Source organism: Flavobacterium panacagri (assembly GCF_030378165.1).
GTDB classification, from domain to species: Bacteria; Bacteroidota; Bacteroidia; order Flavobacteriales; family Flavobacteriaceae; genus Flavobacterium; species Flavobacterium panacagri.
Genome location: NZ_CP119766.1, coordinates 2,892,977 through 2,909,459 on the forward strand (window position 1 = coordinate 2,892,977; position 16,483 = coordinate 2,909,459).

At 34.4% G+C, this 16,483-nt stretch carries 13 protein-coding genes; 5 read left to right on the forward strand and 8 right to left on the reverse strand.

The annotated features are described in order from the left end of the window. Positions 1 to 292: 292 nt before the first annotated feature. The 4 genes from P2W65_RS12870 to P2W65_RS12885 all read right to left on the reverse strand — a co-directional run bounded on the left by P2W65_RS12870 (position 293) and on the right by P2W65_RS12885 (position 3,425). Positions 293 to 1,537, reverse strand: a complete 1,245-nt coding sequence (locus tag P2W65_RS12870; RefSeq protein WP_289666049.1) for a voltage-gated chloride channel family protein — start codon at positions 1,535 to 1,537, stop codon at positions 293 to 295. A gap of 126 nt (positions 1,538 to 1,663) precedes the next feature. Then, positions 1,664 to 2,044: a RidA family protein gene (locus tag P2W65_RS12875; protein ID WP_289666050.1), complete on the reverse strand. Its 381-nt coding sequence runs from the start codon at positions 2,042 to 2,044 to the stop codon at positions 1,664 to 1,666. 150 nt (positions 2,045 to 2,194) lie between these two features. Then, positions 2,195 to 2,500: a chaperone modulator CbpM gene (locus P2W65_RS12880; protein WP_289666052.1), complete on the reverse strand. Its 306-nt coding sequence runs from the start codon at positions 2,498 to 2,500 to the stop codon at positions 2,195 to 2,197. Then, on the reverse strand, positions 2,490 to 3,425 hold the full coding sequence (locus P2W65_RS12885; protein WP_289666053.1) for a J domain-containing protein: 936 nt from the start codon (positions 3,423 to 3,425) through the stop codon (positions 2,490 to 2,492). Before P2W65_RS12885 ends, P2W65_RS12880 begins: the two co-directional genes overlap by 11 nt. A 288-nt stretch (positions 3,426 to 3,713) precedes the next feature. Here P2W65_RS12885 and P2W65_RS12890 point away from each other — a divergent pair, with 288 nt between their 5' ends. Beyond that, positions 3,714 to 4,427 (forward strand): hypothetical protein, encoded by a 714-nt coding sequence (locus P2W65_RS12890; RefSeq protein WP_289666054.1) that lies wholly within the window; start codon positions 3,714 to 3,716, stop codon positions 4,425 to 4,427. 48 nt (positions 4,428 to 4,475) lie between these two features. Here P2W65_RS12890 and P2W65_RS12895 read toward each other — a convergent pair whose 3' ends face one another. The 3 genes from P2W65_RS12895 to P2W65_RS12905 form a co-directional block, all read right to left on the reverse strand. Beyond that, positions 4,476 to 5,723, reverse strand: a complete 1,248-nt coding sequence (locus P2W65_RS12895) for an MFS transporter (RefSeq protein ID WP_289666055.1) — start codon at positions 5,721 to 5,723, stop codon at positions 4,476 to 4,478. An 18-nt stretch (positions 5,724 to 5,741) separates the two neighbouring features. Next, positions 5,742 to 7,478, reverse strand: coding sequence for a thiamine pyrophosphate-dependent enzyme (locus P2W65_RS12900; protein WP_289666057.1), 1,737 nt, complete (start codon positions 7,476 to 7,478; stop codon positions 5,742 to 5,744). A 300-nt stretch (positions 7,479 to 7,778) separates the two neighbouring features. After that, on the reverse strand, positions 7,779 to 8,306 hold the full coding sequence (locus P2W65_RS12905) for a hypothetical protein (protein WP_289666059.1): 528 nt from the start codon (positions 8,304 to 8,306) through the stop codon (positions 7,779 to 7,781). Between the two features lie 230 nt (positions 8,307 to 8,536). Here P2W65_RS12905 and guaA point away from each other — a divergent pair, with 230 nt between their 5' ends. The 4 genes from guaA (at position 8,537) to P2W65_RS12925 (ending at position 14,605) form a co-directional block, all read left to right on the forward strand. Beyond that, a complete protein-coding gene (gene guaA, locus P2W65_RS12910; protein ID WP_012024443.1) occupies positions 8,537 to 10,066 on the forward strand; it encodes a glutamine-hydrolyzing GMP synthase in 1,530 nt (509 codons plus the stop codon). A gap of 63 nt (positions 10,067 to 10,129) precedes the next feature. Next, complete coding sequence (locus tag P2W65_RS12915) at positions 10,130 to 12,046, forward strand: LysM peptidoglycan-binding domain-containing protein (protein ID WP_289666061.1); 1,917 nt, start codon at positions 10,130 to 10,132, stop codon at positions 12,044 to 12,046. Between the two features lie 94 nt (positions 12,047 to 12,140). Continuing rightward, entirely contained in the window at positions 12,141 to 14,204 is a 2,064-nt protein-coding gene (locus P2W65_RS12920; RefSeq protein ID WP_289666062.1) for a PBP1 and LysM peptidoglycan-binding domain-containing protein, read from the forward strand. After that, complete coding sequence (locus tag P2W65_RS12925) at positions 14,204 to 14,605, forward strand: OsmC family protein (RefSeq protein WP_289666064.1); 402 nt, start codon at positions 14,204 to 14,206, stop codon at positions 14,603 to 14,605. The genes P2W65_RS12920 and P2W65_RS12925 overlap by 1 nt, the downstream gene beginning before the upstream one ends. Before the next feature lie 344 nt (positions 14,606 to 14,949). Here the strand turns inward: P2W65_RS12925 and P2W65_RS12930 are convergent, their stop codons facing one another. Continuing rightward, positions 14,950 to 16,287 (reverse strand): Gfo/Idh/MocA family protein, encoded by a 1,338-nt coding sequence (locus P2W65_RS12930; RefSeq protein WP_289666193.1) that lies wholly within the window; start codon positions 16,285 to 16,287, stop codon positions 14,950 to 14,952. Positions 16,288 to 16,483: the final 196 nt, after the last annotated feature.

Genomic DNA, 16,483 nt, shown 5'->3' on the forward strand with positions numbered 1-16,483 from the left:
TCAGATTTTTTAGTGTTCAGTTGAGTTTTATAGGTATTTAAAACAGTTTAGTATTGGAAATTAATTTTGTGTATTAAGTTTGAACGCTGATGAAACGGATTCGCTTTCGCGAAAACGCTGATGAAACGGATTTTTTATTTTAGGTTTTCAAATTCCGTAGGAATGCTCATTTTGTAGCAACGGATTTTAATCCGTTGAAAATAATTGGTTCTTATGCCAAAGTTCCATAGGAACGATCCATATGGATAGGAATTTGAATGTGGTTGTTCAGTCTAGTATTAGATTTGGAATTTCAAAAATTAGAATTTAATCTCTGATACAATTTGTATTTCGCACCTTTTACAATCTGTGATTTATAAATGCCAACAGAACCAGAAGAAAAATAAGCAATCGTACAACCAATGGCAATAAATAATCCTGGAGCAATCCCGAATAATTCTATTCCCATAATGGTGCAGGCGATAGGAGTGTGGGTTGCGCCAGAAAAAACTGCAACAAATCCGACTCCCGCTAAAAGGGCAATCGGCATGGGAATTACAAGGGATAAAGCACTGCCTAAAGTTGCCCCGACAAAGAACAAGGGAGTTACTTCTCCGCCTTTAAAACCAGCTCCTAAAGTGAATCCGGTAAATAATATTTTTAATAGAAAATCATACCATTCGTTTGGATTGGAAAAAGAATCAACAATTACGGGAACTCCTAATCCAGAGAATTTTGTGAATCCAAGGCCAGCAATTGCGATTGCTAAAACTGCGCCGCCAATTACAGGACGAAGCGGTGGGTATTTAATGTTTTTAGAAAAAAGAGAACCCCAGAAATGTGTGCTTCTTGAGAATAATAAGGCTGCAAATCCAGACAAAATTCCAACAATGAGTGTAAAAAGGATATTGTTTAAAGTAAGTTCAGGAACAACAGGTATGCTGTAGTGTGTATGTTTTATTTCCCAAAATTCTACAGTGAAATAAGCGGCATAAGCAACTAGAAAAGAAAGTAAAATGCTTTTGAAATTGATTTTACTAAAATATAAAACTTCCAGAGCAAAAATAGCGCCCGCTAAAGGTGTTCCAAATACAGAAGCAAAACCTGCGCTAATTCCGAGAATAATTAAAATTCTACGTTCTGAATTATCGAGTTTGAATATTTTTGTGAATTGGTCAGCAATGGCGCCTCCCATTTGTACGGCAGTTCCTTCTCGTCCAGCAGAACCTCCAAATAAATGCGTAAGCAAAGTTCCTAGAAGCACTAAAGGAGCCATTTTAAAGGGAATAACCTTTTTTGGAGATTCATATTCTTCCAGCAATAAATTATTTCCTTTTACTACCGATTCTCCCCAATAATAGTAACTCGCCCCAACCAGAAATCCACCAAAAGGCAAAAGCCAGACAATCCAATCGTGCTGTATTCTAAACTGTGTTACCCATTCTAAAGAAACTAGGAAGAAAGCAGAGGCAGATCCTGAAAATATACCAATTAAAGCACAGATAATAATCCATTTTGGAAGAGAAAGCAGGAATTGTTTTGAGTTTTGGGAAGTCATTTTAAATTTTGAGTATATTTTTTTGCCACGAATTACTTCGTCTATTCGCTGTCGCTCGAGTCACAAATTTAAAGAATTGAATTCTTTTAGTGCTAAATAATTCGTGAAATTCGTGGCAGAAAAATATTATACTACAGCAGTAAATTCGATTTCTACCAAATATTCTGGCGCAACTAATTTACTGATTCCGTAGAATCCTGTAGTTGGTTTAACATCTTTAAAAAAAGCAGAGTGGGCTCTGGCAACTTCTTCAAAAGTAGAAACGTCTGTTGTGAAAATTCTTGTTCTGATAACATCTTTCATGCTTACATTTAAATCTTCAAGAACTTTTTCAACTCGCTCTAAAATATTATAGGTTTGAGCATAAGCGTCATCAGCTTTTACTTTCTCGCCGTCGACAATTGCTACAGTTCCAGAAACTTCAACAATATTGCCAATTCTTACGGCACGGCAGTATCCCATTTTGTCTTCCCATGGAGATCCAGTTAGGATGTTTTCTCTTTTCATTTTTTATATTTTTCGAATTTGATTATTGGTTTTTATAAGAACAAATTCAGGTTAATTAAGATGTGGCAATTTAAGAATTATGCTTTTCCCAGCCATTAAAAAAAGCTTGAAATCAAGACGAAAATCAAGCTTTTTTGTGATATTAAAATGTTACTCTGTATCTTTTTCTTCGTACAAACGCAGTTTGTTGCTGACTACGTTTAGATTATACTGTAAGGTTTCAATTTTGTTTAACAAATGAGCAATAGCATCAATTCCTTCCAGATTAATTTTAAGGTCGTAATGCATACGAATCATTTTTTCTACCGTTGGAAGCTGTTCTGGTTCCAGAAATTCATCATTTTCTTCTGTAATGATTTGAATTAAACCATAATTATTGAGCTCGGTTATAAAAGTGTTTTCAATTTCGTGATACAAACAAAACTGTTTTATCTGGATTAGGTTTTTACTTTTCATGATTTCTTAGTTTTGCTAGTTCTTCAAATAATTCTTTCTCTTTATCTGATAATTTTGTAGGAATTTTTATGGAATAGGTGATGTATAAATCGCCAAATTCATTTTCTTTTTTATAAACTGGAAATCCCTTTCCTTTCAATTTTATTTTTGTCCCTGGCTGTGTTTCTGCAGGAACTTTAATTTTTACTTTTCCGTCAAATGTATTGATATATGTTTCTCCTCCTAGAATTGCAGTATATAAATCAAGCGATGCTTCGGTGTATAAATTATTGCCTTCACGTTTGAAATCAGAATTATTAGCAATTAAAAAAGTAATGTATAAATCACCGTTTGGCCCACCGTTCACTCCAGGCCCGCCATGATTTGGAATCTTAATAATCTGTCCGTTTTCAACACCTGCAGGAATCGTAATTCTAATATTTTTACCATTTACAGTTAAGTTTTGTTTGTGTGTTGTATAAGCGGCTTTTAAATCTAATTCTAATTCGGCATTAAAATCCTGTCCTCTATACTTTGACTGTGATCTGCTTCTTCCGCCACCGTACATGGAATTGAAGAAATCAGAAAAATCACTTCCAGAAAAATCACTTCCAGAAAAATCGCCTCCTTCAAAACCAGAAAAACCTTGTCCGCCGTTACTTTGCTGTCTAGAATATTGTTGCTGATCCGGGTCGTAGCCGGCTTTTTCAAATTCATCAGCATGTTTCCAATCTTTTCCGTATTTGTCGTATTTTTTTCGATTTTCAGGATTGCTTAGAACTTCATTAGCTTCATTAATTTCTTTGAATTTTTTTTCAGCTTCTTTATCATTCGGATTCAAATCAGGATGATATTTTCGAGCTAGTTTACGATATGCTTTTTTAATATCAGCTTCAGTTGCAGATTTTGTCACATCCAATACTTTATAATAATCGATATAATCCATTTTTTTTGCGGTTTTATCAAGGGTAAAATAAAGTCTTGAAGTTAAGAATAAGTTGTTAATTATCAAAATACTGAATGCTTTTGTAAAGACAGTTTTTGGAATTTAGCATTTTAAAATTTTGAATATTATTTTTTACAAATCAAAAAATCTTGGCAGGTTTTTTGATTCCAAAAATTAGCTTAATTTAATGTTATAAAAGTCCTAAAGTTGCACTGCCTAACTAAATTGTTTTATTTTTGTGATGCTGGACTATTAATTATAAAAGCCGATTCGATAAAAACGTATTCAATGAAGCATATTTTATTTTTCATATTATTTTTTACTGCATTGTCAGTATCAGCCCAAGGTGAGTTTAATTCTAAATTCAAGGCTATTCCAGCTCCAAAATTTAGTGCAAAACCTAAAAAAACTCCAATTCCTGAGGTTAAAGATCCGCAGGCTGATGTGAGCGATATACCAAGTATAAAAACACCCAATGTTTTTGAAAATACGACTATAACTCCAAAATCTAAATTTCAGATTGGAGAAGAAAAAAGCAAATTTACCATGTCGACTGAAACCGATTTTGCCAATCCAGGTGATCGTTATGTGGCAAAAATGGAAAAAGATTTAGACAAAGCCTTAAAAGATGCTGGATTAAAAGAAGGTCGTGGTGTTTTGATAAAGAAAAATATATCGCTAGGAGATTTTAAAACCAAGTCGGAATATTTTATTGTAAAGTTTCGTGATTTTGGTGCAATTGACGGAGATTTGGTAAAAATATCCTCAAATGATCTTGTTATTCGAGACCGACTTTTGTTAGATGCAAGTTATCAGTCAGTAAAAATCAATCTAGCCCAGGGTTTTAATAAATTAGATTTCGAAGCTTTAAATATAGGAACACTTGGAGGTAATACTGCAGAAATTCAGGTTTTAGATGATAAAGGCAACATAGTTACTAGCGATTATTGGGATAATCTAGCTGCTGGATTTAAAGCTTCAATAGTCGTTACAAAAGAATAAGATAAGACCAGTTTCTCGATCTTATCTTTATTAATCCTTGCTTTTGTTTTATGCAGTAATTTTATCAGGCTTTTCACCCTCGCCTGTTTCTTTCAGTAGAAAACTTATTAAAATAGCTATTGTGATTCCAACAATCCAAAAAAGGCCAGCTTGTTGAAAGTGATTTGTTTTATCCACTGTACTATGAAGCGTTTTACCAAATAAATGACTGAATAAAGGACTTAAAAGTGTTGTTACTCCAAAAGTTATAAAATTAATAGCTCCAGTAGCGCTTCCTTTTACATTATCAGGATTAGCTTCTTTAATTATGGAATAAGGAATCATGGCAGCTCCAGATGCTACACCTAATAAAAACATGCTGTATTTAGCTGGAAATATATTTGGAAAATATAGCAGCTGTAATAAGGCGAGAATCATCATTAAAGCACCAAATACTAAGACAGGTTTTCGTTTGTTTATCTTATCAGTAATATATCCTAATAACGGACACCCAAATACCCAGCCAAAAGCGACCATTGCGCTCGAAATTGTAGCGGTATGAAAGTCAAACGTACGGTCTTTCTGGAAAAAATCAACTGCCCATGTCATCGCGAATATAGTTGTTGGGGCAAACAAAAGTCCCGAAATAATACCACAAAACCAAGATTGTGGATTGCTAAAAACAATTTTATACGGTTCTAGCAGACTCTGTTTCTTTGCTGTATTTTTATCTACCGCATTTGCAGGAGTTATGAACCAAAGTCCAAAAGCTACAATGATTGTAAAAATTCCACTGAAGAGCCAAAAGTTATTGATATTCATACCTTCTTCGATCAAAGGACCTACAACAAATTGTCCTGCCGATCCTCCAAGCATCCCGAGACATTGTGTAAAACCAATTGCAGTGGCAAGTGATTTTGAAGAGAATCCTTTACTGGCAAGATATACGCAGCCTGGAAAAGCAAAAGCACATCCAGCACCTTGAAATAACCGACCAGTAACACCACTAAACTGATTAGAAATCATAAATAGCAAGCAGCCAATTCCTAAAATGAATGCTCCAGCAAAGAGAGAATATTTTGCTCCAAATCGATCCAAAGCGATCCCGGCTATTAAACTGCAGGTCGAATAAGTATAATAATAGGTTCCAATGATTTCTACTAACCTGATTTCATTAACAGAAAAACTCTGCGAAAGTTCTGGAAACATGACTGCCGGAGCAGATCGTATTACATAATCTAAAAAATAGAAAATCAAACCAAATATCCATGCAATTACATAGTATTTGGTGTACGATTTTGTGGTATTTATATCCATAATTATTTTTGATTAAGCTTAAATGCCTTCTTTTAAATGTTTGTAATTGGATTTAATGGTGTCTAAAACTTCTTCCATTTTACCACCCAGCATTAATCTTGTCATTGATTTTGCCATACCAATAACTTGTTCCCATTCAACTTTTGGAGGCATCGCCAGTGCATTCGGATTGGTGAAGATATTTAATAAGACAGGTCCGTTATGACGAAAAGCATTCTCAATTGCTCCTTGAACTTCTTCAGGTTTGTGAACATTTATGCCCTGAAATCCCATTGCCTGAGCAATTAAACCAAAATCAGGATTTACCATATCCGTTTCGTTATCGGGTAAACCATTCACTTCCATTTCGAGTTTTACCATTCCTAAAGCACGATTATTAAAAACAATAATTTTGATAGGAATATTGTATTGATGAATCGTTGCTAAATCGCCTAAGAGCATAGATAAACCTCCGTCGCCGCACATTGCGATGACTTGTCTTTCTGGATGTGCCAAAGATGCTCCAATCGCCATTGGCATTGCATTAGCCATTGATCCGTGATTAAAAGAACCTAGCATTTTTCGTTTTCCAGTTCCTTTAATAAAACGCGCTCCCCAAACGCAGGTCATTCCTGTATCTACAGTGAAAACTGCATCTTGAGAAGCCAATTTATCAATGATATGAGCCACATATTCGGGTTGGATAGTGTCTTCTCCGCCATTGTCATTAATATAGGTATTCATGTTTTCTTTTACGCTGGCATATAATTTAAGCTGTGCCTGTAAAAAACTATCATCGGTTTTAGATTCTAAAAGAGGTAATAAGGCTTCAATTGTATCGGCAACGTCGCCGCATAATCCCATGTAAAGATTGGCTCTTCTTCCTAAACGTTCCGTACTGGTATCAATCTGAATAATTTTGTTGTCGGAAGGCATGAATTTATCATACGGAAAATCAGTTCCTAATAATAGAACCAAATGGGACTCGTGCATACTATGATAAGCAGAGGGCTGACCCAGCAAACCAGTCATTCCTATTTCGTTGGGATTATCAGGCTGAATGCTCATTTTTCCTCTAAAAGAATATCCAACAGGAGCTTTGATATGATGTGATAATTGCACAACCTGATCGTGTGCTTTCTCAGCTCCAATACCACAGAATAAAGTTATTTTAGTGCTTTCGTTGATTACTTTTGCTAATTGCAGCAGTTCGTTGTTTGAAGGCCTAATGACAGGATTGCAATGAAAATACTGTGTTGAAATATTGCTATCAACTGCTTTTAATTGAGAAACATCTCCAGGCAAACCAATAACAGCAACGCCTTTTTTGCCTAAAGCATGTTGTATGGCTGTTTGTATAATACGAGGAGCTTGCTCGGCAGTCATAATCATTTGATTGTAGTAGCTGCAATCGTCGAAGAGTTTAATAGTATTGGTTTCTTGAAAATAATCCATTCCCATTTCACCTGTATTAATTGTAGAAGCGATTGCTAATAAAGGAACATGAGAGCGATGTGCATCATACAATCCGTTGATTAAATGAACGTGGCCAGGACCGCAGCTTCCAGCGCAAACCGCAAAACCATCTAATTCGGCTTCGGCTGCTGCGGCATAAGCTCCAACTTCTTCGTGCCGAACATGAATCCATTTTATCTTGCCACTCCTGCGAACTGCATCATTAAAATGATTTAAACTGTCGCCAGTGACCGCATAAACGCGTTTTACTCCAGCTTCTACCAACATGTCAACTAATTGTTCAGCAACTATTTTACTCATGATTATATTTTTAAAATTAATATTTCGATAGTATAAACATTGGCTTTGGTTTAGTTTACTTTCTTAATACTATATTTTAAATACATGTGGTTAGGATGTAAAAGTAATATTGGTATAGTTCTATAAATTTAAGGAAAAGATTTGTTTTAAAAGTTTCTAAAATGCTAAGATTCTGAGATGCTAAGTTTTTTTATTTTAACTTGTAAATGAAAAAGGTTCAGAAGAATAAAATCTATTCCTCTGAACCTCTATATTTAATAATCTTAGAACCTTAGTATCTTAGTGCCTTAGCATCTTAGATTAAAATGGATCTGCCGTAACTCTAAACTTCATGTCTGCTTTTACAGTAACATCTTTTGTTAAAGTTTCTTTTAAGGTTACCTGAGTTCTAATTTTGTAGCTGTCTGCTTTAATGTATTGATCTAATTTTTTATCGGTACAAATCAAATCGATTGAATTTGTAGAGACATTAATATTGTCTTGATAAGCCAATTCTATTTCATCCGAATTTGTGGTTGAAATAAAGATATGAACTGATTTTAAAAATGTAAAAGTTTTGTCAGAAGGATCGCTAATAGATAATTTTAGCGATCTGATTTTTACATCTTTTACTAAACTTGCTTTTGTTTTGTTGTTCTCAAATTCAGCCGAAGAATTGGTTGTAACTTCCGGAGTGATGATTTCCGAAGGCAGATTGATTGGGGAAGTACTCTGGATTTTAATCGAAGTTGAATTAGAAATGTTGAAGCTTAACAAATCATCAACCGTGTTACACGAGCTTAAAAAAATTGACAAGAAAACTGTCAAGGCAATAAATTTTGATTTCATAGTTAAATTTAATTGGGTTTTTCGTTAGATACGAAATAAAGTGGTTTTTGGATTTTTTGCGAAGATAATAAGTTGTTAAGATTCTAAGTAACTAAGTTTTTTCTTTTTTTTAATAAAAAATAAAACTCAGAATTTTAGTGACTTAACATCTTAAAAGCTCCGTTGAAAAAAAAAATATTTTTTTCAACGTTCCGATTTTTCAATTTCGAGAATAAAAAGTATTTTTGCGCATGCAACACAACGTACTTATTTTAGATTTCGGATCGCAATATACTCAGCTTATTGCGCGTAGAGTTCGCGAATTAAATATATTCTGCGAAATTTTTCCTTACAATCACATTCCAAGTGATTTATCAAGTTATAAAGCCGTAATTTTAGGAGGAAGCCCTTTCTCTGTTAGAGGAGAAGATGCGCCACATCCTGATTTATCGCAAATTAGAGGTAAAATGCCTTTACTTGCTGTTTGTTACGGAGCACAATATTTAGCACACTTTAGTGGTGGAGAAGTAGCCGCTTCAAACACAAGAGAATACGGAAGAGCAAACTTGTCTTATATTAAAGAAGGTGAAACTTTCTTTGAAGGAGTTTCAGAAAACAGCCAGGTTTGGATGAGCCATAGCGATAGTATCAAAGCGCTTCCAACAAATGCGGTAAAATTAGCAAGCACGCATGATGTAGAATATGCAGCTTACAAAATAGAAGGCGAAACTACTTATGCAATTCAATATCATCCAGAGGTTTATCATTCTACTGATGGAAAAAAGATGTTGGAAAATTTCTTGGTAAAAATTGCTGAAGTTCCTCAAAACTTTACTCCAAATGCTTTCGTTGATGAAATGGTAGCAGAATTAAAAGAAAAACTAGGAAACGATAAAGTAGTTCTTGGTTTATCTGGAGGAGTAGATTCTACTGTAGCAGCAGTTTTATTAAACAAAGCGATTGGACAAAATTTATATTGCATTTTCGTTAACAACGGACTTTTGCGTAAAAACGAATTCCAAAATGTATTAGATCAATACAAAGGAATGGGATTGAACGTAAAAGGTGTAGATGCTGGAGATCGTTTCCTTGGTGAATTAGCTGGAATCAGTGATCCAGAAACCAAACGTAAAACAATTGGTCGTGTATTTATCGAAGTTTTTGATGATGAATCACACTTGTTAGAAGATGTAAAATGGTTGGCTCAGGGAACAATTTATCCAGACGTTATTGAGTCTGTTTCGGTAAAAGGACCATCTGCAACTATTAAGTCACACCATAACGTGGGTGGATTGCCAGATTATATGAAATTAAAAATTGTAGAACCGCTTAGAATGTTGTTTAAAGACGAAGTTCGTAGAGTTGGTGCTACATTAGGAATAGATCCTGAATTATTAGGAAGACATCCTTTCCCAGGACCAGGATTATCAATCAGAATTTTAGGAGATATTACTCCGGAAAAAGTACAAATTTTGCAAGATGTTGATTCTGTATTTATTGAAGGATTAAAATCTTGGGGATTATACGATAAAGTTTGGCAGGCTGGAGCAATTTTGCTTCCTGTAAACTCTGTTGGAGTTATGGGCGATGAGCGTACTTACGAAAAAGTAGTAGCGCTTAGAGCTGTAGAATCAACAGATGGTATGACTGCTGACTGGGTTCACTTACCTTACGATTTCTTGATGAAAGTATCAAACGACATTATCAACAAGGTAAAAGGCGTGAATCGTGTTGTTTACGATATTAGTTCAAAACCACCAGCAACAATTGAGTGGGAATAGTAGCATATTTTAAAATTAAGGTCTTACATTTGTAAGGCCTTAATTTTTTATAACCTACTATTTATGAGAGAACTTTTAATAATTTCTCTTGTCTTTATTTTGTCTTTTAACAAAATAATTGCGCAAGATTCAATTATCGAGCACAAGATTCAAAAAGGTGAAACCGCTTATTTTATTGCCCAAAAGTATAAGGTTTCTTTAGATGAGATTTACAAACTCAACCCCGAATCGCAAAACGGAATCAAGGATAATCAAGTTTTAAAGATTCCAGTTCATCCCTCCCAACAAATTAGTACAGAAAAGCAGCAAACTCATATTGTTGCACCAAAAGAAACACTGTTTGGTTTATCAAAACAATATCATGTTTCGGTAGAAGCCATTCAAAATGCCAATCAGGAAATTCTTGCTGGCGGACTTCAAATCGGACAGGAATTAATTATTCCTCAAAATTCAGATTATTCCTCTAAACAAGAAAATGCTATTTCTTCAAAAACAATGCATCAGGTTGTGGCAAAAGAATCTTTGTTCAGTATTGCCAGACAATATAATGTATCGGTTCAGGATTTAGAAAATCTTAATAAAGACATTTTAATTAATGGATTGCAAATCGGACAAACCATTTCAATTCCTAATAAAAGAAAGACGTTGGATGGAAGAGTTCGTGTCATCAATCAGGAAACTGTTTTTCATGTTGTTGAGCCAAAGGAAACCAAGTTTTCAATTGCAAAGAAATATAGAATTTCAATCGATCAGTTAGAATCACAAAATCCTGAGATCGTAAACGGATTAATTGTTGGAAATAAATTAGCCATTAATACGAAAGGAATTCAGCCAGCAAACGAAAGCGAAGAACTAATGTTGGCTTTGGCTGAAAAACAAGTTGTGGTTGAAAAAACAAAAGCCAAAACAGTTGAAATTGAAGATTTGAAAGACCGTTTGGTTGTTCAGAAAGAAATGAATCAGAAAATCATAAAGATTAATGATTTGAAAGTGAATCTGAACGATATGAATGGTTCTAAAGAAAACTCGGTCGAAAAACTGCGTCTGGTTTTAGAAGCTAATAAAAATGTACAGGATGTTTTAATGGCAAAATTAGATTCACTCGTTACTTCTATGAACAATGATTTGAAAGAATTAAAGCGAATGGATATTTTGAATGTAGACGAATCAAAAAGATTAGAAAAACAATCTTTTGAGGGCATTAATAAAACCAATGAATTGTCTTCTCAATTAAAAAAAGAATTGGCAGAAAATCGAAAAGCATATGCCGGTTTAATGAATAAAGTAGAGAAAATTGCGGTTGAAGAAAATCAGGAATACAAAAAGAAAATCCGCGAAAGCGAGAAAAAATCGAATACAGAACCTTTGCAGCAACGTTTATCTTTAGAAGAAATTAAACGATATAAAATAGAGCAGGAGAAAGGCGATGCGCAAAATCAGCTTTTAATTGCTAAAATTGATTCATTAGACAATCAGAAAAAAATTGAGGTAAAAAGACATATCAGCAAAGCTTCTTATTACAGCATGGAAGCCCGAAAATTTGACGATAAATTGGCTTTGGTTAAACTGAAAAAATACCAGGACGAAGTGGTCAAAAAACAGAATAAAGATAATACTGTCGAAAATTCGAAAACAATTTCAGTAGAAGAAATGAGACAGGAATTGAAAGACAATCCGTTAAGACCTGATAAAACAGTAAAAGTAGAAGTTTATGATAATCTTAGAGAAGTTTCGAATGGGTATTACTTAGTTTTGGGTATATTTACAGACGCAGTTGAGCGAGATAAGCTTATTATGAAACTCATTGATTCTGGCGATTTTAATGCTAGTTTCTTTTTTAATATTAACAGTCTTTCGTACTATGTTTACAGCGATAAATTCGAAAACATGGAAGAAGTACTTTATAAATGCAAGAAAAAAGAAGAAGATGAGTTATATAAAGAAATCATAATTGCTAAAGTAGAAATCGATTTGAGATGATTTTTGAATGGAGAGACAAACGGCTCGAATTTTGCTTTGGAGTAAATCTGTGAGATATTTTTGAATTAGAAATTAAATTGTTTTAAGCCATATTATGAAATACTATTTAACATTATTCTCCCTTGTATTTTTTATTAGTTCAAGTGCTTTTTCGCAGGAAAAAGTAGTGAAGTATAAAGTATCAAGCGGCGAAACGATTAATCAGATTGCCCAAAAATTTAAGGTTACGCCTTATGATATTTACAAACTTAACCCAGATGCCAGAACGGGTTTAAGTGCAAATACAGTGTTGTTAATTCCAACTGCGGCAGGAGAAGTGAAAAAAGATGTTGCTGAAACCAAAACCGCGGTATCTTCTGGAAAAGATATTATTCATGAAGTACAGCCTAAAGAAACATTTTACAGCATTGAGCACAAATACGGAATTTCAGATGAAGCTTTAAAAGCGGCAAATCCATTTTTAGAAAAAACAGGTGTTCAAATTGGACAAAAACTGGTAATTCCTGCTAAAGGATCTGCTCCAAAATCGACAGCAAAACCTGCAAAAGAAAAAGGTGCTGAAAAATATGTGTATCATGATGTACAGCCAAAAGAAACCAAATTTGGTATTGCAAAACAATACAATATTACGGTTGACGAATTGGAAAAACGCAATCCAGATATTGTCGCAAATTTACCTGTTGGTTACAGATTGACCATTAAAGGAACTGCTCCAAAAACGGATAATGCTCCAGCAGAAACAATAAAACCTGCTGAAAATAAAAAGCCTGCTGAAACTTCTAAAAAGGCGGTAACTTATATGGATTATCAAGTGAAACCGAAAGAAACCTTGTATAGTTTATCACGTACTTTCCATTTGAGCCAAGATGAATTAACAGCGCTTAATCCGTCACTTTCTGAAGGTGTAAAGGAAGGAATGGTTTTAAAGGTTCCTACTGGATATTTAGCTCCAGTTGCGATTGTTGCAGCTCAGGTACCAGCTGAAACTTCAAGTAGTAAACCTGTAGAAAGTACAGGCGGCGGTATTAGAATTATCGATAAAGTGAAATCAACAGAAAATGATAATGTTGAGATTGTTGAATTAACTAAAAAGAGAGGCGCAAATGAGCGTAAAAAAGTAGTTTTATTGCTTCCGTTTAATTTAGCAAAAGTACAAAGTGATACTTCTGGAACGGCTAATAGAATTAAAAATGATAAGTTCTTAAATATGACTTTGGATTTTTATTCTGGTGCTATGATGGCAATCGATTCTGCTAAAACATTGAAACTTCCAATTGATGTTGCTATTTATGATTCTCAGGAAACTAAAACAAGTTCTAATGTTTCGGGATTAATTACTAAACTTCAAGACGCTGATGCAGTAATTGGACCATTTTATCAAAATAATGCCGAAGCTGCTGCAAATTCGCTTCGTTTGTATAACGTACCTGTGATTTCGCCATTATCAAAAGATAGCGCAAATCCAATTGATAATTTATACCAATCTATTCCTGCAAATGATGTAATCAGAAATTCGGTTTTTGATTATATGCGTTCTAAAAATGGAAATATTGTAGCAGTAGTTGATAAGAAAAAAGAATCGATTATCAACTATATCAAGCAAAATCAAAGAGGAGTTGCATTTGCCTCTTTAACCGAAACAGGTGGTTTGGATGCGGCGAATTTAAAAAGCTTATTGATACCAAATCGAATGAATTATGTAGTGATGGAAACTGGAAATACAGCAATGGTGAAAGCTACAATAAAGGCTTTACTCGATTCTCAAAAAACATGTCAGGTGCAATTGGTTATTTTGGAACCAAACAGTACATTAGATACAGATGAAATTAATTTTGATAATTTGGTTAAGCTGAAATTAATGTATCCATCTGTAACTCGTGAAAGCGACGAGCAATCGGTTTTAATTTATGAAAAACAATATCGTCTTAAAAACAAAGCCAATCCAACGACTTACGCAACAAGAGGATTTGATGTAACGTTTGACACAATGATGCGTTTAGTACAAGGGAAAACATTTCAGGAAACAGCTGATTTGATGACTACGCAGCAAGTAGACAATAAATTTCAATATTATAGAAAAGAAGATGGAGGACACGCTAACAAAGGGGTGTACATCTTATATTACGATAGTGACTTAACTTTAAAAGTAGCAAATTAATGACATCAAAAGTAACCTATTTAGGCGATTTAAGAACAAGTTCAATTCACGTGCAGTCAGGAAGCGAAATCATTTCTGATGCACCATTAGATAACAACGGAAAAGGAGAAGCTTTTTCTCCAACAGATACTGTGGCAAATGCTTTGGCAAGCTGTATGATGACGATTATGGGAATTAAAGCCCGTGATTTAGAAGTTGATTTTGTAGGTTCAACTGCTGAAGTAACAAAGATTATGAATGCTGAACCAAGAAGAATTGGCGCAATCGAAATTGTTTTTAGTATGAAAAGCAACGCCGATGAAAAAAGTAGAACAATTCTAGAACGCGCAGCAATGACTTGCCCAGTGTTTTTAAGTTTAAGCAGTGAAATCGAAAAGAAAATTAGTTTTAACTGGAACTAATTTTTAAATGAATATTATAAAGCAAGCTGTCTCGAAAAGACAGCTTTTTTTATAAGCTTCGGAGAAGCGTCATATTTATAGCAATTTTATTTACCACCTAGAATAAAGCTCCAGCGGAGCGACATATATTAAAGATTGTCAAAAAATATGTCGCTCCGCTGGAGCTTCGTGTTGTCACGTCTTTTCTTTGCTATAAATATGGCGCTTCTCCGAAGCTAATTTTCAAAATTAAACAGGGTGTTCAATATTTTGAACAGCCATTTTTATTTCATTGAATAACATAAAAACAGACAAGAGAGCGATTTTTTATTTCGCCCTCTTATCTTCTATAACTAACCAAATATTTATTCTGAAAATTCTAATTTTTTCAACTTATTCCATCCTCCACGAGTGAAATCTGGAATTTCAACAGGAGCAGAATTATTGTCTAATGAAATTTCGGTTAATGGACCCAAGCAAGACCATTCTGCCAAATCGTAAACATCCATATCTAAAGGAAGTCCTTTTTGGAGACAGTAAATCAATCTGTAATCCATGATAAAATCCATACCGCCGTGACCGCCAACTTTTTTAGCTTGTTCTTCGATTCCTTTTGTTATAGGATGTTTGTATTTTTCCATTAATGCTTTTTTCACTTCTTCAGGAACAAAAGAGTGTGCGTTTAATTTTTCGTGGTTTGGTTTAACATCATCACTTAATTCTTTTCCATCTAAAGCATAACCTTCTAAAGGATATTTATTTGCAAAACCTTTAGTGCCGCTCAATTGATACATTCTGCTGTACGGACGAGGAGAAGTTACATCGTGCTGAATCTGGATTGTTTTTCCATTTTCAGTACGTATCATAGTCATGGTATGATCTCCGTTTCTAAAATCTTTAATTTCTTTTCCAGATTTTTCTTTGATGTAAGCAGGATTTCCGACCGCTTTTGTATCCATAGAAACCAAGAAATTCATTTTGTCGCCACGGTGAATGTTTAAAGCCTGGCAAGCTGGTCCCATTCCGTGAGTAGCATATACATCACCTCGATGTTTGATGTTGTAATCCATTCTCCAGTTGTTCCAGTATTCTCCCCAGAAAGGCTGTAAACCATGAATATAAGAACCTTCAGCATGAAGAATTTCTCCAAAAACACCTTGTTGTGCCATGTTTAAAGTGGTCAATTCGAAAAAATCGTAGACACAGTTTTCTAACTGCATACAGTGTTTGCGAGTTTTTTCAGAAGTATCAATAAGTTCCCAGATTTCTTTCATTGTTAAAGCTCCCGGAACTTCAATAGCAACGTGTTTTCCGTCCTTCATAGCTTGAACACCAATGGATGCGTGATGAAGCCAGTCTGTCGCAACATAAACTAAATCTACGTTTGGTAAAGCCGTAACTTTTCTCCAGGCATTTTCGTCTCCGTAGAATTCTTGTGCTTTTGGAAATCCAGCTTTCGTTAAAATTTCATTTGATTTTGCTGTGTTTTCTTGTGTCATATCACATAACGCCACAATTTCAACACCTGGAATATGTGTCATACGTTCTACGGCTCCTGGACCGCGCATACCAAGTCCGATAAAAGCAACACGAACCGTTGGAATCGCTGGCGATGCCAAACGTAAAACATCGGTTTGACCTTTAGCGCGTGCTGGAGTTTTTGTTTTTATCATTTGAGCCGATGCAAATGTTCCCCACAACATAATGCATGCGACTAAAATGAAATTTAAATTACTGGTTTTCATAGTTAATTTGTTTTTAAATGTTTTGATAGTTTTTATACTATCGGAAATACTGAATTTTTTATTTTTTTGAATCTTTTACCATTAAGAAATTAAGTTCATAAAGCTTGGCTTAAATTACTTAATGTCTTAATGGTAAAAAGAAAATTAAGCCTAA